This window comes from Streptomyces sp. S063, assembly GCF_002832675.1.
In the GTDB taxonomy this organism is placed as follows: Bacteria; Actinomycetota; Actinomycetes; order Streptomycetales; family Streptomycetaceae; genus Streptomyces; species Streptomyces sindenensis.
Genome location: NZ_CP021707.1, coordinates 1,188,807 through 1,212,725 on the forward strand (window position 1 = coordinate 1,188,807; position 23,919 = coordinate 1,212,725).

The following is a 23,919-nucleotide window of genomic DNA, read 5'->3' on the forward strand; positions in this document are numbered from 1 at the left end:
CTTCCTTTCGTACTGTGCATGAGCTGTTTCGACGCTGTTCTAACGGAGGGAACGCAGTTCCCGCCTGAGGATCTTCCCACTCGCCGTCTTCGGCAGCTCGGTCAGGATCTCCACCTCGCGCGGATACTTGTACGCGGCGAGCCGTTCCTCGCAGTACGCGCCCAGCTCGCCGGGTGCCACCGAGGCCCCGGGCCGCAGGCTCACGTACGCCCGGACCGTCTCCCCCCGGTAGGCGTCGGGCACGCCGACGACGGCCGCCTCCCGCACCGCCGGGTGGGTGTAGAGGACATCCTCCACCTCGCGGGGCCACACCTTGAACCCGGAGGCGTTGATCATGTCCTTCTTGCGGTCCACGACGTACAGCCAGCCCGCCGCGTCCATGAACCCGATGTCACCGGTGCGCAGCTCGCCGTCCGGGAAGGCGGCGGCGGTGGCCTCGGGGAGGTTCCAGTAGCCGGAGACGACCTGGGGGCCGCGCACCGCGATCTCGCCCTGCTCCCCGAAGGGCACCTCCCGCCCCTCCTCGTCGAGGATCCGGACGACGGTGTCGGGTCCGGGCACCCCGACGGAGAGGGTGCCGGAGACCGGGTCGACGGGGGCCTCGTGCTCGGGCGGGACCGAGGCGCAGGGGGCGGTGCACTCGGTGAGCCCGTAACCGTTGCGGATGTACGGGCCGAAGCCCGCGCGGAACTTCTCCACCAGCGCGGGCGGCAGAGGCGCGCCGCCGGAGGAGATCACCCGGAACGAGGAGAAGTGGTCCGGGGTGGCGTCCGGGTGCGCGGCCAGCGCCATGAAGGCGGTGGAGGGCCCGACGGTGTAGGCGGGGCGGTGGGCGGCGAAGGCCTCCAGGACGACACCCGCCTCGAAGCGGTGGGCGAGGACGAGGGTGCCCGCGTTGGCGACACAGGCGGAGAGCTGGCAGACCATGCCGGTGATGTGGAAGAGCGGGGCGAGCGCGAAGTAGGCGGCGCCCTCGGGGATCGGATGGCCGGTGCGCTGGCGTTCGGCGTTGACCATGATGTTGCCGTGGGCGTTCATCGCGCCTTTGGGGGTGCCGCTGGTGCCGGAGGTGTAGCTGATCAGCGCCACGTCCTCGGCGGTGAGACCCCGGTCCGCCGGGGCCGGGTGCCCGGCGCGGGCGGCGGCCAGCAGATCGTCCGCGAGGTCGTCGGGGCCGGGGGCCGACAGCCGTTCGAAGCCGAGGACGCGGGGGTCGTTCACGCTCTGGAGGTCCAGCTCGCAGGCGGTCAGCGCGATACGGAGGCCCGGGGCGGCCGCCGCGGTGTCCCGGAGATACGTCTCCCACGCCCGGTCCGAGCAGATCAGCGCGGTGACCCCGGCGTCCGCGAGGACATGCCCGACCTCGCCCGCCTTGTACATCGGGTTGAGCGGTACGACGGTGGCTCCCGCCTTCCACGCGCCGAGCAGCGCGAGGACGAAGTGCGGGCTGTTCTGGAGCATGATCGCGACCCGGTCGCCACGGCGCAACCCCCGGGCGGCGAGGTACCCGGCCACCGAGTCGGACAGCTCGTCGGTCTCGCGGTAGTCGAGCCGTCCGTCGAAGTAGGCCAGAGCCGGGCGGTCCGGGGCCCGGTCCACGGCCGCCCGCCAGGCGTGGAGCACGGTCGGGGGCGGGGCGACCGGGGCGCGCTGGGCCTCACTGAGCAGGGCGAGCCAGGGCTGGGCGGCGTAGATCGAGGTGCCGGGGGCGGCCGGGGCGCCAGCGGCCGGGGGGTCGGCGGCCGGGGCGCCGGAAGACGTGGCGCCGGAAGACGTGGCGCCGGGAGCCGGGCCGTCGGAGGGCACGGAGCCGGTGGGGCCGCTCATGCTCCGCTCCCCTCCTCCCACTGCCGCTGGAGCCGGTTCATCCCGCGCATCCACCGGTCGGGATCGGCGGCGCGGGCCTGGTAGTAGTCCGCCACCTCGGGGTGCGGCAGGACCAGGAAGCGGTCGGCCTCCATCGCCGCGAACAGGGCGTCGGCGACGGCGTCCGGCTCGATGGCGCCGGGGGCGAGGACCAGCTCGCCGGCCGATCCGGCGGCGGTGAGCATGTCGGTGCGCACGCCCTGCGGGCAGATCGCGTGGACCTTGATCCCGCGGTGGCGGTAGGTGAGCGAGAGCCACTCGGCGAAGGCCACCGCCCCGTGCTTGGTGACGCTGTACGGGGCGGCGCCGATCATCGTCAGCAGTCCGGCGGCGGAGGCGGTGGTGACGAACCGCCCGCTGCCGCGCTCCAGCCAGTCCGGCAGGAGGGCCCTGGCCGCGCGGACGTGGGCCATCACGTTGACGTCCCAGGCGGCGGCCCAGACCTCCTCGTCGGCGAACGCGTCGCCGGGCGAGGCGAGACCCGCGTTGGCGCAGTAGACGTCGACCGTGCCGTCCAGCGCCTCCCGGGCGGCGTCCACGATCCCCGAGGCGTCCCCGGCCACGGCGATGCCGCCGATCTCCTTCGCCAGCGGTTCGATCCGCGCGAGGTCGAGGTCGTTGACGACGACCCGCGCCCCTCCGGCGGCGAACCTGCGGGCCAGAGCGGCGCCGATGCCGCCTCCGGCCCCCGTGACCACCACGCCGGCGCCCTGCACCGTACCCATCGTCATCCCGCCTCTCCGATCCGGCTGCACGGGCAGACTAACCGGTCGGTATGTCATCGGGAAGGGGTCGGTCCACGATCGGGAAGGGCCTGGGAGGCGCCCGGCGGGCGGCTCGGGGAATCGGCGCGGCCCAGGTCGTTCCGCCCGGCCCCGGCCCGCGCTAGCGTGCGTGGCCATGACAGTCGGCGCGATCATGGAGGTAGCGGAATGAGCCTGTCCCGACGTGGTGTGCTGGCCGCGGGAGGCGCGATGGGAGCGCTTGCGGCGACGGCGGCCGGCACCGGTCCCGCCTCCGCCGCCCCCGGACGCGGCCCCGGGCACGGGCGGGGCCGGGTGCGTACCGGCTTCGACCGGCTGGCGGCCGACGGCTACCGGCTGCTGCGGGGCCAGAAGGTCGGGGTGGTCACCAACCCGACCGGCATCACCGCCGACGTCCGGCACATCGTCGATGTGATGCACCCGGACGAGCGGGTGAACCTGACCACCGTGTTCGGCCCCGAGCACGGGTTCCGGGGCACCGCGCAGGCCGGCGGCTCCGAGGGCCGTTACGACGACCCGGCGACCGGGCTACCGGTCTATGACACGTACCTGAAGAGCGGGCAGGACCTCGCGGACATCTTCACGGCGTCGGGCGTGGACACGGTCGTCTTCGACATCCAGGACGCGGGTGCGCGCTTCTACACGTACATCTGGACGCTGTACGACTGCATGGAGGCGGCGGCGCTCGCGGGCAAGCGCCTCGTCGTACTGGACCGGCCGAACCCGGTGACCGGGCGGGCGGCGCTCGGCCCGGTGCTGGACCCGGCGTTCGCCACGTTCGTCGGCCGCCGGGAGATCGCCCAGGCGCACGGGATGACGGTGGCGGAGCTGGCGCTGTTCTTCAACGCGGAGTTCCTGCACGAGAACCCGGTGCGGCTGGACGTGGTGACGATGTCGGGGTGGCGGCGCTCGGACTTCTTCGACGACACCGGGCTGCCATGGGTGCCGCCGAGCCCGAACATGCCGACGCCCGAGACGGCTCTCGTCTACTCCGGCACCTGTCTCTTCGAGGGCACGAACCTCTCCGAGGGCCGGGGCACCACACGCCCCTTCGAACTCCTCGGCGCGGAGGGCATCGACCACCGCTGGGCGGCCGCTGCCAACGCGCTGGAGCTGCCGGGGGTCGCCTTCCGGGAGGCGTACTTCACGCCGACGTTCTCCAAGTTCCAGGGGAAGACGGTGGGCGGGGTCCAGCTCCATGTCCAGGACCGGGAGGTCTTCGACCCGGTCCGCACCGGGATCGCCCTGCTGGTGACGGCGAAGCGGACGTGGAGCGGCTTCGCCTGGCGGCCGGACAACTGGATCGACAAGCTCACCGGGAACACCCGGGTCCGCACGATGATCGACGCGGGCGCGGACACCGACGCGGTCGTACGGGCCTGGCAGGAGGACCTGTCGGCGTTCCGGGCGAAGCGGCGGAGGTATCTGCGGTACGGAGGCTAGGGCCTCTGCCGGGTCAGGCTGCCGTGAGATCCAGGTCGCCGAGGTACTCGCCGTCGTCGGTGAGGCCCCGCTTGCGGTAGCCGAGCCCGAGGTAGAACGCCTCGGGGCCGCCCTCGCCGGGCTTCCAGGTCACGGTCGAGACCGTCCCGCCGCGCCGCCCGATCTCCTCGTTGACCGCCCCGACGGCGAACCGCCCGTAGCCCCGGCCCTGCTCACCGGCGGCGACGGCGAGCCGCCAGAGCCCGGAGCGGGGCGGGGCGTCCGGCACCCCGGCGTCGAAGTCGAACGGCAGGTCGAAGTACGCCATCACGAAACCGACGGCCCGTTCACCGTCACAGATCAGCCGGGGCCAGGCGAGGTCGGGATGCACATAGGCCTCGGCCAGGGACTGCGCCACCGGGGAGACGAACCCGCGCTGCTCGGGTGCGACTTCCAGCCGACAGGCGTCGAGCACATTCTCGGCGGTGATCTTTTCGAGGCGCGGTCGACCTGTTGTCATGCGGGAACCCAACCTCAGGGGACCGTACCGGCGCCAGGGAATTTCGCCACCCGCCGGACACCTCCCGGGCACGCGCGCCCGCGCACCACCGCTCGTGCGCCGCTCCGCTTCCATCCGTGGCACCCCGTCCCACATGGGGATTCTCGGCCAATGGATGGTTTTCATCTTTCGATGGAGCCGAAACGGGCAGGCGTACGTCCATTCCATGACGTCCAAGGACGAGCGACGGAGGTGGCGGTGGCATGGCCGGTTTCCGGAGTCTTGCGAGACAGGTCCGAGATCCGCGGGGCGATCTGGCCCTGCGGCGGTATTCGCTGCGGAAGTGTCTGGAGCGGTTCGCCCCGTACGGGCACCGGGCGACCTGGGACCATCTGTGCGCCCGGCACGGGATCGGCCCCGAGGACCGGGAGCCCGATCCGGTGCGCCTGATGCGCGCGCTGGACGAGCTGGAGGAGGCGCGGGCGGTCTGGCTCGCGTACGAGGCGGGGTTCGCGGAGCGGCGGCGGCGCGAGAAGCACGCGGGTCTGCGGCGGCCCGGCGCGTTCGACGACTGGCACCGGCGCACCTGGGGCGGTCACGGGGTGGCCCGCTGCACCGACCCGGGCGTCCACCCCACGGAGCCGCTCGCGGAGGTCCTGCGCCGCCTGATCGCGGCCCTCGGCTCCGATCCCGGCTCGGCCTGTCCGGTCTGCGCGGACACGGGCATCGAGTGGCGGCAGGAGTGGGGCGAGAAGCCGTGGGCGGGCCCGGTGTGCACGGGCTGCGGGATCGCGGTGCCGCAGCCCGCCCTGACCGACCGCACGCTGGCCAGGGCCCGGCTGCCACGGCACCGGAGGCAGGCGGCGGCCGCCGCCTGAAGTGACCCCGAACGGCGTTCGGCGCTAAGCGCGAGGGTCGGTCGGCTGCTTGCGTTCGGGCATGAGCCGGGAACCGGTGATCTTCTCGCCGTTGATGTCGTCGGGGTTGGAGAGGACGCAGGTCTCCAGCGAGAGACAGCCGCAGCCGATGCAGTCGGTCAGATGGTCGCGCAACCGGTGCAACTGCGTGATGCGCTCGTCCAGTTCCTTGCGCCACGCCTCGGAGAGGCGGGCCCAGTCCTCGCGGTTCGGCGTGCGCTCCTCGGGCAGTTCGGCGAGCGCGTCGCGGATCGTCGCCAGCGGGATACCCACGCGTTGGGCCGCCCGGACGAAGGCGACCCGCCGCAGCGCGTCACGCGTGTAGCGGCGCTGGTTGCCGCTGGTGCGGCTGCTGGTGATCAGGCCCTTGGACTCGTAGAAGTGCAGGGCCGAAACGGCTGCGCCGCTGCGCGCCGAGAGCTGGCCGACCGAGAGTTCGTGGAGTGTCTGTGGGATCTGGGGCACCCCGCAAACCTACTGCCATGTCGTTGACAGGAACGGGCCGCCCAACCATGCTGAGCAAGCGCTTAGACATCGCGCCGGGACGGCGCGGCGAGCCGGAAGGCAGGGACCGGGAACATGGCAGAGCCGAGGATCTTCACGTCCGCGCAGGAACTGCGGGACGGAGTGGGCGAGCAGCTGGGACACAGCGACTGGCTGGAGATCGAGCAGAAGAGGATCGACCAGTTCGCCGAGGCGACCGGCGACCACCAGTGGATCCACGTGGACCCGGAGCGGGCGAAGGACGGGCCGTTCGGCACGACCATCGCGCACGGCTATCTGACGCTGTCGCTGCTGCCCGCGCTGGTACCGCAGGTGATGCGGGTCGAGGGCATGAAGATGGGCATCAACTACGGGGCCAACAAGGTCCGTTTCCCCTCGACCGTCCCGGCCGGCTCACGACTGCGGGCCACGGCGGTGCTCCGGGACGTCACGGAGGTGGGCGGCGGCGTGCAGGTCACGGCGGTCGTCACCGTCGAGCGCGAGGGCGGCGAGAAGCCGGCCTGTGTCGCGGAGTCGGTCTCCCGCTACTACTTCTGATCTCCCGCGGCTACTTCGGGTCCGGGGCCGTACGCGCCCCGACCATCCGCAGGACGAGGTCGGCGTACAGCTCGCCCACCTCGTCGGGCGTACGGCTGCCCCGGGCGTTGAACCAGCGGGCCACGTCGATGCAGAGGGAGAGCACCGCGAGCGTGGTGCCGGAGACGTCGGGGACGTCGAACTCGCCGTCACGCACCCCTTCGTTGATGATGCGGCGCACCACCGCGTCGCTCCTGCGCCGCAGCTCGACGATCTCGGTGCGGTGCTCCTCGCCCAGCGCGTCGAGCTCGTACTGCACGACCCGGGCGGTGGTGTGACGCTCCGCGTGCCAGCGGACGAAGGAGCGGACGGCCCCGGCGAGCCGTTCGGCGGCCGTACCGTCCCGGTCCGCCTCGGTGTCGAGGACGTACAGCGCCCGCTCGTGGCCGATCTTGCTGATCCGGTGGAGCAGCTCTTCCTTGGTCTTGAAGTGGATGTAGAGCGCGGCCGGGCTCATTCCGGCCCGGCCGGCGATGTCACGGGTGGTGGTCGCGTGGTACCCGCGCTCGGCGAAGGCGTCCACGGCGGCGACGAGGAGTCGCCTGGCCGCCTCGGGGGTGACCTCGCCCCACGGCGTCTCCTCGCCGGTCGTCTCCTCCGCCGCACTCATCGCCCAGGGCCCCTCTCCGTCAGCAGGACGAACACCATACCCCGAACCTGAGCAAGCGCTTAGGGGTTGTCCGGCCGATGGTGCCCGGGGTCAGAGCTTCTGGAAGGGGTCGTGCTCGGCGAGGATCTTCTCCAGCCGGGCCTGGTCGACCCGGCTGTGGATCTGGCCGGCCTCCTGGCGGTCCCTGATCACCTTGGCGAGCGTGAAGCAGGACGTGACCAGGTAGAGCACGCCGATCGCGAGGAATCCGCGCACCCAGGCGTCGGCGTCGAGGAAGAAGATGCCGAAGGCGACCGCGCCGATCGCCACCATGAATGAGGCCACGGCCTGGACGTAGAAGGCCGCCGTGCTCTGCTGCTTGACCGCTGTCGTGTCACTCATGGATGCAGCATCGGCCGAGGTGCCGCACGCCACATCCGTGCCCGTACTCAGGCCGGCCCAGGCCCGTACTCAGACACCCGTACGAGCCCGGCGCCGGTCAGAAGGCGGAGACTCCGGTGAGCGCACGGCCGATGATCAGCTTCTGGATCTGGCTGGTGCCTTCGTAGAGCGTCATCACGCGGGCGTCCCGCAGCAGCTTGCCGACCGGGTACTCGTCGATGTAGCCGTAGCCGCCGAAGACCTGGAGGGCGTTGTTGGCACAGCGGACGGCGGCCTCGGAGGCGTACAGCTTGGCCTTGGAGGCGGCGGTGGCGAAGTCCTGACCCCGGTCGATCAGGTCGGCGACCCGCCAGGTCAGCAGCCGGGCGGCGTCCACGTCCACGGCGATGTCACTCAGCAGCTCCTGGACGAGCTGGTGGCGGGCGATGGCCTTGCCGAACTGCTCGCGTTCGCCCGCGTAGCGCACGGCGGCGTCCTGGGCGGCCTGGGCGATGCCGACGCAGCCCGCCGCGACCGACATGCGCCCCTTGGCGAGGGCGGACATGGCGATGGAGAAGCCCTTGCCCTCGGGGCCGAGGAGGCAGGACGCGGGGATCCGGACGTCCTCAAGGACCAGTTCGGCGGTGGCCTGGCCGCGCAGGCCCAGCTTGCCGTGGACGGTCCGGCGGGTGAGGCCGGGGGTGTCGGCGGGGACGAGGAAGGCGGAGACGCCGCGGTGGCCGGGGCTGTCGTTCGTCCGCGCGAAGAGCAGGACGACATCGGCCCAGGTGCCGTTGGTGATGAACATCTTGGTGCCGTTGACCACGTAGTCGCCGCCGTCGCGGACGGCCCTGGTCACGAGGTTCCCGGCGTCCGAACCGGTGCCGGGCTCGGTGAGGCCGAAGCAGCCGATCGCCTCGCCGGAGGTGAGCCGGGGCAGCCACTGCCGCTTCTGCTCCTCGCTCCCCCAGGACGCGATGGTCTTGGCGACGAGGCCGAGCGATACGGAGACGATGCCGCGCACCGAGGAGTCGCCGCGCCCCAGTTCCTCGGTGACCAGGCAGTAGGACAGGTGGTCACCGCCGGAGCCGCCGTACTCCTCGGGGACGGTCAGTCCGAGGAAGCCGAGACCGCCGAGCTTCTTCACGATCGACCTGTCGACATTCTCGGCCCGGTCCCACGCGACGACGTGCGGAGTGACCTCGCGGGCGACGAAGTCCTCGGCCAGTTTCCGGACGGCTTCCTGCTCCTCGCTGAGCGCCAGGTCCATCGTGCGCCACCCCGCTTCCCACGATCACTTAATTAGCACTGCTAGTTTCCGGCTCGCAGGGCCTACTATGAGCCGCATGGCCCGACCGCGCAAGCCCCTCCTCAGCAGAGACCGCATCGTCGGGGCGGCGAGCGCGCTCGTGGACGCCGAGGGGCTCGACGCCGTCTCCACCCGTCGGCTGGCCGCCGTGCTGGGGGTCAGCGGGCCCTCGCTCTACAACCACTTCCGCAACAAGGAGGAGATCCTCGACGCCGTCGCCGACGCGGTCTCCGCGCAGGTCGATCTGTCGATGTTCGAGGAGTCGGACCCGCGCGACTGGCGTGCGGCCCTGCACGACTGGGCGCTCTCCTACCGGGCCGCCCTCGCCGCGCACCCGCACATCGTCCCGGTCCTCGCCCGGGGGCCCGGCCGCCGTCCGGCGGGGCTGCGGGTGGCCGACGCGGTGTTCGGGGCGATGGTGGGAGCGGGGTGGCCCCCCGCGCAGGCGACCCGGATCGGGGCGCTGATGCGGTACTTCGTCACCGGCTCGGCGCTGGGCTCCTTCGCCGGGGGTTTCGTCGACGACGAGACCGCCTACGACCCCGCCGACTACCCGCACCTCGGCCAGGCCCATCTGCTGGCCGACCACCGCCGCCAGGTGGACGAGGGGGCCTTCGAGACGGGGTTGCGGGCGTTGCTGGACGGGCTGGCGATCCAGTACGCGCAGTACGCGCGACCGGTGGGCCATGACGCGGTGACGGTTCGGCCGGCGCCGAACCGTCCGTGACGCACGCTGGACGTATGGACCGTTCCCCCCGGCCGCGGCCGCACGACTCCACCGCCGTACGCCTCGCCGCGCTGGCCGCCCTCCTCGCGGACGAGACCCGCGCCTCCTTCTGCCTGGCGCTGCTGGACGGGCGGGCCTGGACCGCCGGTGAGCTGGCCCGGTACGCCGGTGTCGCCCCGTCCACGGCCAGTGAGCACCTGGGGCGGCTGGTCGCGGGCGGGCTGCTCGCCGAGGAACGGCAGGGCCGCCACCGCTATGTCCGGCTGGCCGACGAGCGGGCGGCGCACCTGGTGGAGGAGCTGGCTTCGCAGACGATGACCGGCGAGCCGGAGCCGCCTCGGTCCCTGCGCGCGGCGAGTGCCGGGAGTGCGCTGGCCCGGGGGCGTACCTGCTACGACCATCTCGCCGGGCGGCTCGGCATCCGGATCACCGGGGCGATGACCGTACGGGGGCTGCTGCGGCAGGACACCGGGTTCGCGCTGACCGAGGCGGGTCTGGAGTGGTTCGCCGCGCAGGGCGTCCCCCTGGACCGGTCCGGGCGGCGGCCCCTGGCGCGGGGCTGCCTGGACTGGACGGAGCGGCGGCCGCATCTGGCGGGGGTGGCGGGGGCTGCGCTGTGCGCGCACGTGCTGGAGGCGGGGTGGTGCGAGCGGTTCGGGTCGGGGCGGGCGGTCCGGGTGACTCCGGCGGGAGCCCGAGCCCTGTCGGACCGCCTGGGCCTGGCGCCCGACCCGCTGCCGGACTGACGCCGCGCATCCGGCCCGGCCGGGTGGATGGACGGGCTCGGGAAGCCCGGGGGGAACGGTGCCGCCGAGGTCACGATTGACAGGGATCGACAATTCGGTGGGGGCCGAAGCGTTTCGGCTTTACGGTTCTGGCCATGACCACGACCACCCTCCCCTGGCGCGCCCCGCCGCCGCCTGCACCACCGTCGTGCTGTGGGCCTCCGCCTTCGTCTCCATCCGCAGTGCGGGCGGGGCCTACTCCCCCGGCGCGCTCGCCCTGGGCCGGCTGCTGGCCGGCACGCTGGTGCTCGGGGCGATCCTGATCATCCGCCGGGAGGGGCTCCCGGGGCGCGGCGCCTGGCCCGGGATCATCACCTCGGGGGTGCTGTGGTTCGGGCTGTACATGGTCGCCCTGAACTGGGGCGAACAGGAGGTCGACGCCGGAACGGCCGCGATGCTCGTGAACATCGGGCCCATCCTGATCGCCCTGCTCGGCGCCCGGATGCTCGGCGAGGGGCTGTCGCGCCGGCTGTTGCTGGGCATGGGCGTCTCGTTCGCCGGGGCGGTCGTGGTGGGGCTCGCGATGTCCGGACACGGCGGCTCCTCCGTGCTGGGCGTGGCGCTGTGCCTGCTGGCCGCCGTGGCGTACGCGGCGGGCGTGGTGAGCCAGAAGCCGGCCCTCGCGCACGGTTCCTCGCTCCAGATCAACACCTTCGGCTGCCTGATCGGGGCCGTCGCCTGTCTGCCGTTCACCGGGGTCCTGGTCTCCGAGGCCGCCGACGCCCCGCTGTCCGCCACCCTGAACATGGTCTACCTGGGCGTCTTCCCGACCGCGCTGGCCTTCACCACCTGGGGCTACGCGCTGGCCCGGACCACCGCGGGGAAGATGGGCGCGACCACGTACGCGGTCCCGGCGCTCGTCGTGGGGATGGCGTGGGTGCTGCTGGACGAGGTGCCGACCCCGCTCGGCATCGTCGGCGGGGTGCTGTGCCTGGCCGGGGTGGCGGTCTCCCGGAGCCGTCAGCGGACTGGGCCCACACGCGGAAATCCGGTGCGGCCGGTGGAGGGATCCCGTCACGCCGAGGAGCGCCAAGCGGAACGGACGTAACGGGGGCGAGGGCGGGGCGGGCCGCGACAGGCCCGCCGCCCCCTGCCCGGGCAAGGACCCGGAGGCGGGGGGGAAGCCGGACCCGCTGATCGTGGGCCCGGCCTCCCGGTTGTTCGAGGAGGGCGAGACGGACGCCCGGCTGCTCGGGCCGGTCGCCTCGCCCTCCCGGACCACGGACTACTGGAAGACGACGAGCGCCCGGCCGCCCTTGCCCGCGATCATGTTGTCGAAGGCGGCGGGGATGCCGTCCAGAGCGATGTGCTCGGTGACCATCATCGACAGGTCGAAGCGGCCCGAGCGGATGTGGTCGGCGAGAACGGGCAGGTCGCGGGCCGGGTCGCTGTTGCCGTAGACGCAGCCCGTCAGGGACCGGCCCCAGTGGAAGATCTCCAGGGCGTTGAAGGTGACTTCCTGGTCCTTGCCGCCGATGCCGACCACCGTGGTGCGGCCGCCGCGCCGGGTGGACTCCCAGGCGGCCCGGATGGTCGCGGGGCGGCCGACGCACTCGACCGCGACATCCGTGCCCTGGCCGCCGGTCAGCTTGCGGATCTCGCGCGGGGTGGTGGCGGAGGCGACGACGTAGTCGGTGGCGCCCGCCCGCCGGGCCAGCTCCTCCTTGGCCGGGGAGACGTCGACCGCGATGACCTTGGCGGCGCCCGCGATCCGGGCGGCCTGGAGGGCGGCGAGGCCGACACCGCCGATGCCGAAGACGACGACGCTCTCGCCCTCGCGGACCCGGGCGCTGTGGTGGACCGCCCCGTAGCCGGTCAGGACCGCGCAGCCGAGGAGGGCGGCGTCGGTGAGCGGGATGCCGTCGGGGGCGGGGAGGACGCAGTTGGCGGCGACGACGGTCTCCTGCGCGAAGGCCGCGACGTTGAGGCCGGGGTGGAGGTCGGCGCCGTCCGCCGTACGGGCGTGGAGACGGGAGATTCCCTTGAGCGCGTCGGCGCAGAGCCACACCTCGCCGATCCCGCAGTGGAAGCAGACCCCGCAGGAGGGGGCCCAGTTGAGGACGACGCCGTCGCCGGGCGCGACGTGCGTGACGCCCTCGCCGACGGCCAGGACGGTGCCCGCTCCCTCGTGGCCGAGGACGGCGGGCACCGGGACGCGCATGGTGCCGTTGGACAGGGACAGGTCGGAGTGGCAGACCCCGGCGGCGGCGAGACCGATACGCACCTGGCCGGGGCCGGGCTCCGGCAGGACGATGTCGGTGATCTCCAGCGGAGCTCCGACGGCGGGCAGTACGGCGGCGCGGACCACGAACAGGCTCCTTACGGAAAAGGGTTACGGAGGTCAGAACTGGAGCGACTTGGTCTGGAGGTACTCCGCCAGACCGTGCGGGCCCAGCTCGCGGCCGACCCCCGACTGCTTGTAACCGCCGAACGGGGCCAGCGGGTTGAACCGTCCGCCGTTGATGTCGACCTGCCCGGTGTCCATCCGGCGGGCGAAGGCCACCGCCTCCTCGTCGTCGGCGGCCCACACGGCCCCGGCGAGCCCGTACACGGTGTCGTTGGCGATCCGGAGGGCGTCGTCCACGTCCTCGTACCGCAGGATCGAGACCACCGGGCCGAAGATCTCCTCCTGGGCGATCGTCATGTCCGGGGTGACGTCGGCGAAGACGGTCGGGCTGACGTAGTAGCCGGTCTCCAGCGGCGCGTCCGGGCCGCCCGCGATCAGCCGGGCGCCCTCCTCGACGCCCTTGGCGATGTAACCGCGCACCCGGGCCTGCTGCTTGGCGTTGACCAGCGGGCCGACCCGTTCGCCGGGAACGTACTTGGTGACCGCGTTCGCCGCCAGCTCCACGGCCTCGTCGTACCGCTCGGCGTCCACCAGCATCCGGGTCCAGGCGCTGCACGTCTGGCCGGAGTTGGTCATCACGTTGGCGATGCCGACGTTGACCGCCTTGGCGAGGTCCGCGCCGGGGAGGATCACGTTGGCGGACTTGCCGCCCAGCTCCAGGGCGACGCGCTTCACCGCGGCCCCGGCGGTGGCGCCGATCTGCCTGCCGACGGCGGTGGAGCCGGTGAACGAGACCAGGTCGACGTCCTCGTGGGCGGCGAGCGCCTGGCCGGCCACCGGTCCGAGGCCGGTGACGAGGTTGAAGACCCCGGGCGGCAGCCCGGCGGCCTCGGTGGCCTCGGCGAAGAGCTGGGCGGTGAGCGGGGTGTCCTCGGCGGGCTTGAGGACGACGGTGCAGCCCGCGGCAAGAGCGGGGGCGACCTTGGCGACGATCTGGTGGAGCGGGTAGTTCCAGGGGGTGATCGCACCGACCACGCCGACCGGTTCCAGCAGCACGGTGGAGTTGCCGATCCGCTCCTCGAAGGCGTGGCGGGCGGCCAGTTCGGCGTACGAGGCGGCCACCAGCACGGGAACGCCCGCGTGGACCATCTGCGACAGCGGCAGCGGTGAGCCCAGCTCCGCCGTGATCGTCTCCGCCAGCACGTCCTTGCGGGCGGCCAGCGCGTCGGCCAGCGCGGTGAGCCGGGCGGCACGCTCGGCGGGCGGCGTCGCGGCCCAGGCGGGGAAGGCGGCGCGCGCGGCCCGTACCGCCGCGTCGACGTCCTCCGCCGTCCCCGCCGGCACGTGGGCGATGACCTGCTCGTCCGCCGGGTTCACGACCGCGATCGTGTCCCGGCCGACGGCGGGCCGCCACGCACCGTCGATGTACATCTGGTCATGGGCCTTCATGGCTGTTTCCCTCCCGGACGTGCTGTGCGGAGCGCCGAAGCCGTGCGGCGGGCGCGGGGCACACGTCGCACCCGCCCAAACTAGCGCCGTTAGTTTTCCGGCGCCAGGGAGCCTGCCGAGACGCCGGTCACGCCGGTCACACCGGTCACGCCTTCGCACCCGGTTCAGCATGGTCCCTCGCCCCGGGGCGGCCGGGGTCGTCGCCCCGGTCCGTACGGCTCTCGCCCTCGCCGCGCAGGCCGAGGCCCGCCGCGCCCACCAGCCCCGCGCCGAGCAGCACGAACGGGGCCGCCACCCCCACCGCGCCCGCGATCAGGCCCGCCGCCGCGGGGGCGGCGACCTGCCCGAGCCGGTTGCCGGTCAGCCGGAGGGCGAGCGCGGTGGAACGGGCCTTGTCGGGGGCGGCGCGGACGACCGTGGTCATGGACAGCGGCTGGCCGACGCCGAGGCAGAAGCCGAGGACCGCCAGCATCAGGGCGAGGAACGGGACGGGGACGGGCAGCGCGACGCCCGCGCAGAGGAGTCCGGCGAGCAGGCAGCCGGTGGTCAGCAGGGCCCGGCGGCCCAGCAGCCGCAGCAGCGGTGCCATCAACAGTCGGCAGGCGATCGTGGCGGCGGCCCGCAGGCTCAGCAGCAGTCCGACGGTGGCCGGCGCGATGGACCGGTGCTCGCCGACAACCGGCAGGTAGGCGGTGAGGACGTCGGTGGCGGACAGCACCGCCATGCTGATGAGGATGCCCGCGGGGACGCCGCGCGCGCCGAGGATCGTCCGGACCGGGACCTTGCCGTCGGCCCGCGGCCGGGCGCCGGCCGTCCCGCGGTGCTCGATGCGCCGGAGCGAGGTGAGGGCGAGCGCGCAGACTCCGGCCGCGACGAGGAGGGCGAGGGCGCTCGTACGGCCCAGGGCTCCGCCCTGTCCGGAGATGAGCGCGCCCGCCGCGATCGGGCCGATGAGCTGGCCGAGCGAGGCCCCGATGGTGAAGTGGCCGAAGTTGCGGTCCTGTTCGTGGGGTGCGGACTGCCGGGCCACGATCGACTGCGCGCCGATCACGAAACACAGATGGCCGAGACCCATCACCCCGCTCCAGGCGGCCATCGCGGGCAGCGAGGAGACGAGGCCGCTGAGCGCGCAGCCGCCGGAGACGAGGAGGACGCCGATGGGCAGCAGGGGCGCGCAGCGGCCGTGGTCGGTGCGGCGGCCGAGCGGTACGGCGACGAACAGCGGGAGCAGGGCGTACACCCCGGCGATGACACCGACAGCTGTTTCGTCCGCACCCAGCGCGAGGGCCCGGTAGGAGACGGCGGGCCGCGCCATCGACACCGCCCCCTGCGCGAAGGCGAAGGCGATGACGAGGCGCAGCAGCCAGCCCCTGCCGGGCCCGGGTCGCGGTCGGTCGGCCATCACATGATGCCGAAGACGACGCCCGCCGCGAGCACCACGAGGGAGGTGAGCACCGCCCACTTGACGGTGAAGCGGGTGTGGTCGCCGAACTCGACCTTCGCCATGCCGACGAGGACGTACACGGCGGGCACGAGGGGCGAGGACATGTGCAGGGCCTGACCGGCCAGGGAGGCGCGGGCGATCTCCAGCGGCGAGACCCCGTGGGCCGCGCCCGCCTCGGCGAGGACGGGCAGGACGCCGAAGTAGAAGCCGTCGTTGGACATGAAGTAGGTGAGCGGCAGGCTGAGCAGGCCGGTGACGAGGGCCATGTGCGGGCCCATCGCCTCGGGGACCGCGCCGACGACCCAGTCGGCCATGTGCTCGACCATGCCGGTGCCGGTGAGGACCCCGGTGAAGACGGCGGCGGCGAAGACCATGCCGGAGACGTTCAGGACGTTGTCGGCGTGGGCGGCGATCCGGGCCCGCTGGTCGGGCATGTGGGGGAAGTTGACGGTGAGCGCGAGGGCCGCGCCGAGGAGGAAGAGCACCGGGATCGGCAGCAGTTCCATGATCATCGCCGTCAGCAGGGCAGCGGTGAGCCCGGCGTTGAACCAGTAGAGCTTGGGGCGGAGCGTGGACCGGTCGGGGTCGAGGCCCTGGAACTCGTCGTCGTCCCCGTCCGTGACCGTGACCGAGCCCGCGCCCGCGCCCGCCGAGCCGCTTCCCGTACCGCTCGCGGAGACGGAGGCGGCGGTGCCCTTGTGGAGGCGGTCCTTGCCGCCGGTGCCACCGGCGTCGGCGGACACGGTCTCCGGCTCCGGCTCCGGCTCCCGGGCGAGCGCCTCGTCGAGGGTGAGCGTGCCGAGGCGCTTGCGCTCCCGGATGCCGAGCACGTACGCCAGCACGAACACGGCGAGCAGGCCCATGGCCAGCGCCGGGATCATGGGGACGAAGATCTCGGAGGCGTCCAGCTTGAGGGCGGTGGCGGCGCGGGCGGTGGGGCCGCCCCAGGGCAGGGTGTTCATGACGCCGTTGGCGGTGGCCGCGACGCCGGTCATCACGACCAGGCTCATCTTCAGGCGTTTGTAGAGGGGATACATCGCCGAAACGGTGATCATGAAGGTGGTGGAACCGTCGCCGTCCAGCGAGACGATCGCCGCGAGCACCGCCGTACCGACCACGATGCGCATCGGGTCGGCCTGGCAGAACTTCAGGATGCCCCGGACGACCGGGTCGAACAGGCCGACGTCGATCATCACGCCGAAGTAGACGATGGCGAACATCAGCATGGCGGCGGTGGGGGCGAGGTTGCCGACGCCTTCGATCACGTAGTCGCCGAGTCGGGCTCCGTCTCCGACGGCGACACAGAAGAGTGCGGGGATCAGTACCAGCGCCGCGATCGGCGACATCTTCTTCGTCATGATCAGGACCAGGAAGGTCGCGATCATGACGAAGCCGAGGATTGTCAGCATGGGGGATACCTAACGTTCATCCTTGAACTCCCACCGGTCCCGGCGGTCGGTCCGGATGACGTTAGGGGCCCCCTCGAAGAGTTAACAAGACGTTGACGCGTGAGCAATACGAGCAAAACCCCAGGTCAACGCGGTGGCGCTAGTGAGCTGGGGTGACGGAGACGGGGATGGCGTTCAGGACCGCGGTGCCGGACAGCGGATCCAGGAGCGTGCCGTCGAGCAGCTGGTTCACGTTCGCCCCGGGGTGGGCGGCGGCGATGGACATACGCGTCCCGGGGCGGCCGTGGCCCCAGCCGTGCGGGAGGCTCACCACCCCGTTGCGGACGGTGTCGGTGATCTCGGCGGGGGCCTCGATGCCACCGCCCGACGACTCGATCCGGGCGGTGTCCCCGTCGGCCAGCCCCAGGCGGGCCGCGTCGTCGGGGTGGATCTGGAGGGTGCAGACGTTGGACCCGCCGGTGAGTGAGCCGACGTTGTGCATCCAGCTGTTGTTGGAGCGCAGATGGCGGCGGCCGACGAGGACGAGCGGGGCGGGACGGCCGCCCAGCGCCCGGCGCAGCCGCGGCAGATCGGCGGCGATCGGTTCCGGGAGCAGTTCGACGCGGCCGGAGCGGGTGCGCAGGACCTCCGGGAGGCGGGGTTTCAGCGGGCCGAGGTCGATGCCGTGCGGGTGGGCGAGGAGTCGCTGGAGCGTCAGCCCGTACGGCCCGAGGCGCAGCAGCAGGTCCAGTCGCCGCTCGGGGCCGCTCTCTCCGGTGAGTTCGGCGGCCAGCTCCTTCGGGGCCCCGGCCCGGGTGAGGGCGGTGTCGACGGCCAGGTCGTCGACGGCGGAGGGCGGCGCGCCGTGCATGCCGCTCACCGCGAGGATCAGCCGGGCGTGGATCTCGCTCTCGTCCATCCGCCCGTCCTCCAGGGGCACGGCGGCGCGGGTGTAGCGGACCTGGTTGTGGACGGCGAAGGTGTTGAGCGCGAAGTCGAAGTGGGCGCTCTGCGAGGGCGGCGGCGGGGGCAGGACGACGTCGGCTCGGCGGGAGGTCTCGTTGAGGTACGGGTCGACGCTGACCATGAAGTCGAGCCCGTCGGCGAGGGCCGCGTCGAGCCGGTCGCCGTCGGGCGCGGAGAGTACGGGGTTGGCCGCGATGACCACCAGGGCGCGGATACGGCCCTCGCCCGGGGTGTCGATCTCCTCGGCGAGGGCGGCGATGGGCAGTTCGCCCTTGGCCTCGGGGTGCCCGGAGACCCGGCTCGACCAGCGGCCCAGCGCGAAGCCCTTGCCGGGGACGGCGTTACGAGTCCCGGGGGCGGCCGCCCGGGGTGCGCGGGCGGTGGCGGAGAGCGGGAAGAGCGCTCCGCCGGGCCGGTCGAGGTTGCCGGTGAGGATGTTGAGGACGTCCACCAGCCAGCTGGCCAGGGTGCCGTGCTCGACGGTGCAGCTGCCGATGCGCCCGTAGACGGCGGCGGTGGGGGCGGCCGCGAGTTCGCGGGCGATGGCGGTGATGGTGTCCGCGTCCACGTCGCAGGCGGCGGCGACCGCGTCCGGGGTGAAGTCCGCCAGGGCGGCGGCGAGTTCGTCGAGTCCGTCCAGGTGCTCGGCCAGCGGCCCGGGGTCGGCGAGCTTCTCGTCGATGAGGGTGTGCGCGACGGCCGCCAGGAGCAGTGCGTCCGCGCCGGGCCGGATCGCGACGTGCCGGTCGGCCAGGCGGGCGGTGCGGGTGCGGCGCGGGTCGATGACGGTGAGGGTGCCACCGCGCCGGCGCAGGGCCCTGAGCCGGCCGGGGAAGTCGGGGGCGGTGCAGAGGCTGCCGTTGGACTCCAGCGGGTTGGCGCCGATCAGGAGGAGATGGCCGGTGCGGTCGAGATCCGGCACGGGGATGGCGTGCGCGTCACCGAAGAGCAGGCCGCTGGAGACGTGCTTGGGCATCTGGTCCAGGGTGCTCGCGGTGAACACGTTGCGGGTGCGCAGGGCGCCGAGCAGCAGGGGCGGATAGAGGAAGCCCGCCATCGTGTGCACGTTGGGGTTGCCGAGGACCACACCGACTGCCTGTGGGCCGTGCGCTTTCACCAGGTCCGGTATCCGCGCGGCGATCAGGTCGAACGCCTCGCCCCAGGTCGCCTCGCGCAGCTCCCCGTCCTCGCCGCGCACGAGGGGGACGCGCAGCCGGTCGGGGTCGGCGTCGAGCCCTCCGAAGGAGGCCCCCTTGGGGCAGATGAAGCCCCGGCTGAAGATGTCGTCGCGGTCGCCGCGCGCACCGGTGACGGTGGTCCCCTCGATGGTGAGGGTGAGGCCGCAGGTGGCCTCACAGAGGGGGCAGATACGCGGTGCGGTGCGAGAGTCGTGGGACATGGGCCCTCCCCAGGGCGGCTGCGGCGACGGCACGCGGACATGGGCCGGGCAGGGGCGCCGGAACCCCGGGGCCCGGCACAGGCGAGCATACCGACCGGTACGCATGGTGGGGAGGGGTCGCACGGAGAAGACGACGGGCGGGCCCCGCGGAAGCGGCCCGAGGCGCTCGGCTCAGTCCAGCGTCTGCGCGAGATAGGACCTGACCAGGGTCCGCGTCTCGGCGATGATGGCCGCGTCCCCCGAGGGGTCCGTACGAAAGGCGAGTTGCAGCAGCGCGTCGGCGGCCTCGACGCTCACCAGGATCGCCCGGGAGAGCCCCTCGTCGGGCCGGCGGCCGAGGTGCCCGGCGAGCAGCACGGCGAGCCGGTCCGCCAGCCGTCGGTTGGCGTCGTCCGCCGCACCCTCGACGGGGAACGGCGGCCCGAAGTCGACGAGCGCGAAGCCGGGGACGCTCCGCTTCATCGCCAGGTACTCGTCGAGCACCGCGTCGATGGCGGCGCGCCAGTCGCCGACGGGGAGGCCGGCGAGCCGGGCGGCGATGCGGTCGGCGTAGGCGTCCAGATTGCGCAGCGCGAGGGCGTCGACGAGCGCGCGCTTGTTGGAGAAGAACCGGTAGACGGAGCCGATCGGCACCTCGGCGCGCTCGGCGACGGCCCGGGTGGTGAGCTGCTCGTATCCAGTCTCGTCGAGGAGACCGGCGCAGGAGTCGAGTATCCGGGCCAGCCGGTCGGCACTGCGCTGCTGCACGGGGGCGCGGCGGAGATTCGGGGAGACAGGGGGCTGAGAAGGCACGGGCCCATGATGCCGTGCCCCGCGCACGGGCCGGACACCAGTGGGGAGCGGGGCGGAGCCCAGGGGCAGGGGCGGACACCGGCGGCAGCAAGGGCCGGCACCACAGGCACAGGCACCCGGTCACGCACACGCACCGCACCGCACCGCACCGCACACGCACCGAATGGCCCGATGTGTGCCGTTGACGCGCCCCGCTCCTATTCCTACGGTGGTGCATAGGATTCGTCGTCCGGCGGATCCGATGGCTTTCTTGGGCACCGGGAGTGCGGGATGAGCGCGATCGACCAGGCGAGGAAGACGGCCGAGGGGCTGACCCATTCCTCCGGCTTCGGCAACGAGCACAGCTCGGAGGCGGTGCCGGGAGCGCTCCCGCACGGCCGCAACTCCCCCCAGCGCGCCCCCCTCGGGCTGTACGCGGAGCAGCTGAGCGGCTCCGCGTTCACCGAGCCGCGCGCGGACAACCGCCGTTCCTGGCTCTACCGGATCCGCCCCTCGGCCGCCCATCCGGCGTTCACCCGCATCGACAACGGCGCCCTGCGCTCGGCCCCGTTCACCGAGACCGTGCCGGACCCCAACCGGCTCCGCTGGAACCCGCTGCCCGACCCCGCGCCGGCCACGGACTTCCTGAGCGGGCTGTGGACGCTCGGCGGCAACGGCGACGCCGCGCAGCGCGCCGGGATGGCGATCCACCTCTACCACGCCAACTCCTCGATGACGGACCGTGTGTTCAGCGACTCCGACGGCGAGCTGCTGATCGTCCCGGAGCGCGGCGGGCTGCTGCTCCGCACCGAGCTGGGCCTGCTCCGCGCCGAACCGGGCCACATCGCGCTGATCCCGCGCGGGGTCCGCTTCCGGGTGGAGCTGCTGGAGGAGACCGCGCGCGGTTACGTCTGCGAGAACTACGGCCGCCCGTTCGCGCTGCCCGATCTCGGCCCGATCGGCGCCAACGGCCTGGCGAACGCCCGGGACTTCCTGGCGCCCGTCGCCGCGTACGAGGACCACGAGGGCCCGGTGGAGGTGGTCAACAAGTTCTGCGGGAACCTCTGGTCGGCGACGTACGACCACTCGCCGCTCGATGTGGTGGCCTGGCACGGCAACCACACCCCGTACGTCTACGACCTGCGCCGGTTCAACGTGATCGGCACGATCAGCTACGACCACCCCGACCCGTCGATCTTCACGGTGCTGACCTCGCCGTCCGACACCCCGGGGCTGGCCGGGGTGGACTTCGTCGTCTTCGCCCCGCGCTGGCTGGTCGGCGAGGACACCTTCCGCCCGCCGTACTTCCACCGCAACGTGATGAGCGAGTACATGGGCCTGATCGGCGGGGCGTACGACGCGAAGGCCGACGGCTTCGTCCCCGGCGGCGGCTCCCTGCACAACATGATGTCGGCGCACGGCCCGGACCGGGAGACCTTCGACCGGGCGAGCGCGGCGGAGCTGAAGCCGCAGAAGATCGACGACGGACTGGCCTTCATGTTCGAGACCCGGTGGCCGGTCACGGCGACGGAGCAGGCGGCATCCGCCGGTCATCTGCAGCGCGGCTACGACGACGTGTGGCAGGGTCTGAGCCGCAACTTCCGGCCGTAGCCGACGGGCGCGGCAGGGGCGGAACGGGACGGGGACGACATGACCGAGAGCCATGAGCAGGCCGGGGCGGACAGCGGGGTGGACCAGCCGCGCCATCCGCCCGCCTTCGCCCCCGACTCCCTCGTCCTGAACCGGAAGCTGCCGCTCTGGTATCAGGTCTCCCAGTCGCTGCGGGCCTCCATACTGGGCCGCCCGCAGGACGCCTCCGCCCGGCTGCCCACCGAGGAACAGCTCGCCGCGCACTACGGGGTCAGCGTCCTCACGATGCGCCAGGCGCTCAAGGAGCTGGAGACGGAGGGGCTGATCAGCCGGCACCGGCGGCGCGGCACGTTCATCGAGCCGCGCGCCCGGCGGGTCTCCCCGGTCCGGCTGCTGGGTTCGGTCGACGCGATCGTCGCCCAGCAGTCCGGCGAGGCGACGACCGTGCTCGGCCACGGCCCGGTGCCGCTGCCCGGCGATCTCGCGGAGTTCTTCCCCGACTGCGCCGAGGTCACCCGCTACCGGCGGCTGCGCCGCGACAACGAGAGCGACGAGCCCACCAACTGGGCGGAGAACGCGGTCCGCCCCGACATCGCCGCCCGCATCGACGTGGCCGATCTCGAACGCTGGCCGATGACGAAGGTCCTGCGGGACGTCGTCGGGGTCAGGATCTCCCGGATCACCGACACGGTGGAGGCCCGCCTCGCCGACCCCGTCACCGCCGAGCTGCTCCAGGTCCCGCTGCTCAGCCCGATCCTGCACTACACGGGCGTGACGTACGACGAGGAGGGTCGCGTGGTGGACGTGGCCCGGATCCGCTACCGGGGCGACCGGTTCTCCTTCTCCGTGACGGTGGAAGCCCACTGACCTCGCCCCCGCGGACGCCGCCCGCCGTTACGATGCGAAGGCTCACGGCGGACAGGGGAGGGACGGCTCGGTGGCAGCGCGCAGGACGGCGGCGGCCGGATCCGGCGGGGACACGGAGTCCTCGCCGCTCGACGCGTTCGTCCCCCTGGACGAGCTGATGCCGTGGTCCGTACGCCCGATCCGCACCGGCCGCGCCTGGGTCAGCGGCCCCGACCCCGTGGCGCTCCGGACCCGCTGGGAGCGGCTGGCCGGGGCCGAGGCCGCCGAGCAGGAGCGGCTGTTCGCGTCCACCCGTTCCCGTACGCCGCACACCTCGGCTGCGGCCCTGCCCGGCCAGTCGACCGGTACGGCCCGCTTCGCCCGGGACCCCGGCCCCTGCCCCGACCCCGTACGGATCCTGCACGGCCCCTACGACGAACAGTGGCTGCTCCCCGACCACCGTCTGATCGACGCGGCCCGGCCGGAGCTGTGGCGGGTCGCCGACGGGCAGCAGCTCTTCGCGGTCGAACACAGCTCCGCCCCCGAGGACGCCGGGCCCGCCCTGTCCGTGACCGCGCTGCTGCCCGACGGGCACTCCCCCGCCGGGCGGCCCGGCCGGATCAGGCCGCTCCACCGCAGGCCCGGGGGCACGGAACCCAACCTCGCGCCGGGCCTCCTGGACCTGCTGCGGGGGCGGCTCGGCGGCGGCACGGGGCCGGACGCGTTCGTCCCGGAAGCGGTGCTGGCCTGGATCCTGGCCGCCGCCCGGCCCTCCGCCACCGGCCCCCTGGTCCCGTTGCCGGCCGACGGGACGGTGTGGTCGCAGGGGGTGGCGCTCGGCCGGGAGCTGCTACGGCTCCAGACGCGCGGGGCCCGGGGCGGGGAGCGGCCCCGGCTGCCGGGCGGGCGCAGGCCCTATGTGCGGGCGGCGCTCCCCGCGCGCCCCACGGAGCTGTCCTACGACACCGAGGACGAGGCGCTGATCGTCGGCGACGGGCGGATCTCGCCGGTGCCCGCGGAAGCCTGGGGGTTCACGGTGGGCGGGGTGCGCGTGCTGGAGCTCTGGTTCGGCCGCCGGGCGGCGGCTGCGGGGGCCGGGGGCCGGACGGTGCGGCTACGGACGGCCTGGACGCGGTCGGGGCGCGCGGCTGGCCCCGGGAATGGACCTCGGAGCTGCTCGAACTCATCACCGTACTCGCTCTGCTGGACGGCACGGCGGGCGCCCGCGAGGAGTTGCGGGGAGCGCTGGAGAGGGGGCCGCTGATCGGTCCGGCCGAGCTGCGGGCGGCCGGAGTACTGCCGGTCCCGGCCTCGGCGCGGCGTCCGGCATCCGTCCTCGGCCACCAGGAGGAGGGCCCGGAGGGGCAGTTCGCGCTGCTGTAGCGGCGGGCGCAGAGCGGTTCTCGCTGCTGTGAGCGGTGGCCGGAAAGCAGCTCGCAC

21 protein-coding genes and 2 pseudogenes are annotated in these 23,919 nt (G+C 73.2%); 10 read left to right on the forward strand and 13 right to left on the reverse strand.

The window, feature by feature from the left end; all coding sequences use genetic code 11:
• Positions 1–39: 39 nt before the first annotated feature.
• Both CCZ36_RS05275 and CCZ36_RS05280 read right to left on the reverse strand, forming a co-directional pair.
• Positions 40–1,827 carry an AMP-binding protein gene (locus tag CCZ36_RS05275; protein WP_237302596.1) on the reverse strand — a complete coding sequence of 596 codons (1,788 nt, stop codon included), beginning with the start codon at positions 1,825–1,827 and terminating at the stop codon, positions 40–42.
• The gene (locus CCZ36_RS05280; RefSeq protein ID WP_176734672.1) at positions 1,824–2,597 is read right to left on the reverse strand and encodes an SDR family oxidoreductase; all 774 of its coding nucleotides are present in this window, start codon (positions 2,595–2,597) and stop codon (positions 1,824–1,826) included. Before CCZ36_RS05280 ends, CCZ36_RS05275 begins: the two co-directional genes overlap by 4 nt.
• Positions 2,598–2,798: 201 nt before the next feature.
• Between CCZ36_RS05280 and CCZ36_RS05285 the strand changes: the two genes are divergently transcribed.
• Positions 2,799–4,073, forward strand: a complete 1,275-nt coding sequence (locus CCZ36_RS05285) for an exo-beta-N-acetylmuramidase NamZ family protein (RefSeq protein WP_128817117.1) — start codon at positions 2,799–2,801, stop codon at positions 4,071–4,073.
• A gap of 13 nt (positions 4,074–4,086) precedes the next feature.
• Here the strand turns inward: CCZ36_RS05285 and CCZ36_RS05290 are convergent, their stop codons facing one another.
• Entirely contained in the window at positions 4,087–4,572 is a 486-nt protein-coding gene (locus CCZ36_RS05290) for a GNAT family N-acetyltransferase (protein ID WP_128817118.1), read from the reverse strand.
• Positions 4,573–4,814: 242 nt separating this feature from the next.
• Here CCZ36_RS05290 and CCZ36_RS05295 point away from each other — a divergent pair, with 242 nt between their 5' ends.
• Positions 4,815–5,429: a hypothetical protein gene (locus CCZ36_RS05295; RefSeq protein WP_128817119.1), complete on the forward strand. Its 615-nt coding sequence runs from the start codon at positions 4,815–4,817 to the stop codon at positions 5,427–5,429.
• Positions 5,430–5,453: 24 nt separating this feature from the next.
• Here the strand turns inward: CCZ36_RS05295 and soxR are convergent, their stop codons facing one another.
• A complete protein-coding gene (gene soxR / locus CCZ36_RS05300; protein WP_069738851.1) occupies positions 5,454–5,933 on the reverse strand; it encodes a redox-sensitive transcriptional activator SoxR in 480 nt (159 codons plus the stop codon).
• Between the two features lie 114 nt (positions 5,934–6,047).
• On the opposite strand from soxR, the gene CCZ36_RS05305 reads away from it, so the two are divergent.
• Positions 6,048–6,509 carry a MaoC family dehydratase gene (locus CCZ36_RS05305; RefSeq protein WP_128817120.1) on the forward strand — a complete coding sequence of 154 codons (462 nt, stop codon included), beginning with the start codon at positions 6,048–6,050 and terminating at the stop codon, positions 6,507–6,509.
• Between the two features lie 10 nt (positions 6,510–6,519).
• On the opposite strand, the gene CCZ36_RS05310 is transcribed toward CCZ36_RS05305, so the two are convergent.
• From CCZ36_RS05310 to CCZ36_RS05320, 3 genes are all read right to left on the reverse strand, one after another.
• Complete coding sequence (locus CCZ36_RS05310; RefSeq protein WP_069738853.1) at positions 6,520–7,158, reverse strand: TetR/AcrR family transcriptional regulator; 639 nt, start codon at positions 7,156–7,158, stop codon at positions 6,520–6,522.
• 90 nt (positions 7,159–7,248) lie between these two features.
• Positions 7,249–7,539 (reverse strand): YiaA/YiaB family inner membrane protein, encoded by a 291-nt coding sequence (locus tag CCZ36_RS05315; protein ID WP_069738854.1) that lies wholly within the window; start codon positions 7,537–7,539, stop codon positions 7,249–7,251.
• Between the two features lie 97 nt (positions 7,540–7,636).
• On the reverse strand, positions 7,637–8,788 hold the full coding sequence (locus CCZ36_RS05320) for an acyl-CoA dehydrogenase family protein (protein WP_069738855.1): 1,152 nt from the start codon (positions 8,786–8,788) through the stop codon (positions 7,637–7,639).
• Between the two features lie 76 nt (positions 8,789–8,864).
• On the opposite strand from CCZ36_RS05320, the gene CCZ36_RS05325 reads away from it, so the two are divergent.
• The 4 genes and pseudogenes from CCZ36_RS05325 to CCZ36_RS35560 all read left to right on the forward strand — a co-directional run.
• Positions 8,865–9,554, forward strand: a complete 690-nt coding sequence (locus CCZ36_RS05325) for a TetR/AcrR family transcriptional regulator (RefSeq protein ID WP_069738856.1) — start codon at positions 8,865–8,867, stop codon at positions 9,552–9,554.
• A gap of 14 nt (positions 9,555–9,568) precedes the next feature.
• On the forward strand, positions 9,569–10,300 hold the full coding sequence (locus CCZ36_RS05330; protein WP_069738857.1) for an ArsR/SmtB family transcription factor: 732 nt from the start codon (positions 9,569–9,571) through the stop codon (positions 10,298–10,300).
• A gap of 154 nt (positions 10,301–10,454) precedes the next feature.
• Positions 10,455–11,387 (forward strand): DMT family transporter, encoded by a 933-nt coding sequence (locus tag CCZ36_RS05335; protein ID WP_128819402.1) that lies wholly within the window; start codon positions 10,455–10,457, stop codon positions 11,385–11,387.
• 46 nt (positions 11,388–11,433) lie between these two features.
• Positions 11,434–11,568: pseudogene (locus CCZ36_RS35560) on the forward strand (polyphosphate kinase 2); the annotation flags it as partial.
• On the opposite strand, the gene CCZ36_RS05345 reads toward CCZ36_RS35560, so the two are convergent.
• From CCZ36_RS05345 to CCZ36_RS05370, 6 genes are all read right to left on the reverse strand, one after another.
• The gene (locus tag CCZ36_RS05345) at positions 11,565–12,647 is read right to left on the reverse strand and encodes a Zn-dependent alcohol dehydrogenase (protein WP_069738859.1); all 1,083 of its coding nucleotides are present in this window, start codon (positions 12,645–12,647) and stop codon (positions 11,565–11,567) included. The pseudogene CCZ36_RS35560 and the gene CCZ36_RS05345 overlap by 4 nt on opposite strands.
• Positions 12,648–12,680: 33 nt before the next feature.
• Positions 12,681–14,075 carry an aldehyde dehydrogenase family protein gene (locus CCZ36_RS05350; RefSeq protein ID WP_069738860.1) on the reverse strand — a complete coding sequence of 465 codons (1,395 nt, stop codon included), beginning with the start codon at positions 14,073–14,075 and terminating at the stop codon, positions 12,681–12,683.
• A gap of 145 nt (positions 14,076–14,220) precedes the next feature.
• A complete protein-coding gene (locus CCZ36_RS05355; RefSeq protein WP_069738861.1) occupies positions 14,221–15,477 on the reverse strand; it encodes an MFS transporter in 1,257 nt (418 codons plus the stop codon).
• Complete coding sequence (locus CCZ36_RS05360) at positions 15,477–16,928, reverse strand: CitMHS family transporter (RefSeq protein WP_128817121.1); 1,452 nt, start codon at positions 16,926–16,928, stop codon at positions 15,477–15,479. The genes CCZ36_RS05355 and CCZ36_RS05360 overlap by 1 nt, the downstream gene beginning before the upstream one ends.
• 139 nt (positions 16,929–17,067) lie before the next feature.
• Positions 17,068–19,272 carry a molybdopterin oxidoreductase family protein gene (locus tag CCZ36_RS05365; protein ID WP_069738863.1) on the reverse strand — a complete coding sequence of 735 codons (2,205 nt, stop codon included), beginning with the start codon at positions 19,270–19,272 and terminating at the stop codon, positions 17,068–17,070.
• A 171-nt stretch (positions 19,273–19,443) separates the two neighbouring features.
• Positions 19,444–20,064, reverse strand: a complete 621-nt coding sequence (locus CCZ36_RS05370; protein ID WP_237302597.1) for a TetR/AcrR family transcriptional regulator — start codon at positions 20,062–20,064, stop codon at positions 19,444–19,446.
• Between the two features lie 270 nt (positions 20,065–20,334).
• Here CCZ36_RS05370 and hmgA point away from each other — a divergent pair, with 270 nt between their 5' ends.
• The 3 genes and pseudogenes from hmgA to CCZ36_RS05385 all read left to right on the forward strand — a co-directional run bounded on the left by hmgA (position 20,335) and on the right by CCZ36_RS05385 (position 23,862).
• On the forward strand, positions 20,335–21,654 hold the full coding sequence (gene hmgA / locus CCZ36_RS05375; protein WP_128817122.1) for a homogentisate 1,2-dioxygenase: 1,320 nt from the start codon (positions 20,335–20,337) through the stop codon (positions 21,652–21,654).
• A 39-nt stretch (positions 21,655–21,693) separates the two neighbouring features.
• Positions 21,694–22,500, forward strand: a complete 807-nt coding sequence (locus tag CCZ36_RS05380; RefSeq protein ID WP_069738866.1) for a GntR family transcriptional regulator — start codon at positions 21,694–21,696, stop codon at positions 22,498–22,500.
• Between the two features lie 70 nt (positions 22,501–22,570).
• Positions 22,571–23,862, forward strand: a pseudogene (locus CCZ36_RS05385) (type ISP restriction/modification enzyme).
• Positions 23,863–23,919 lie beyond the last annotated feature (57 nt).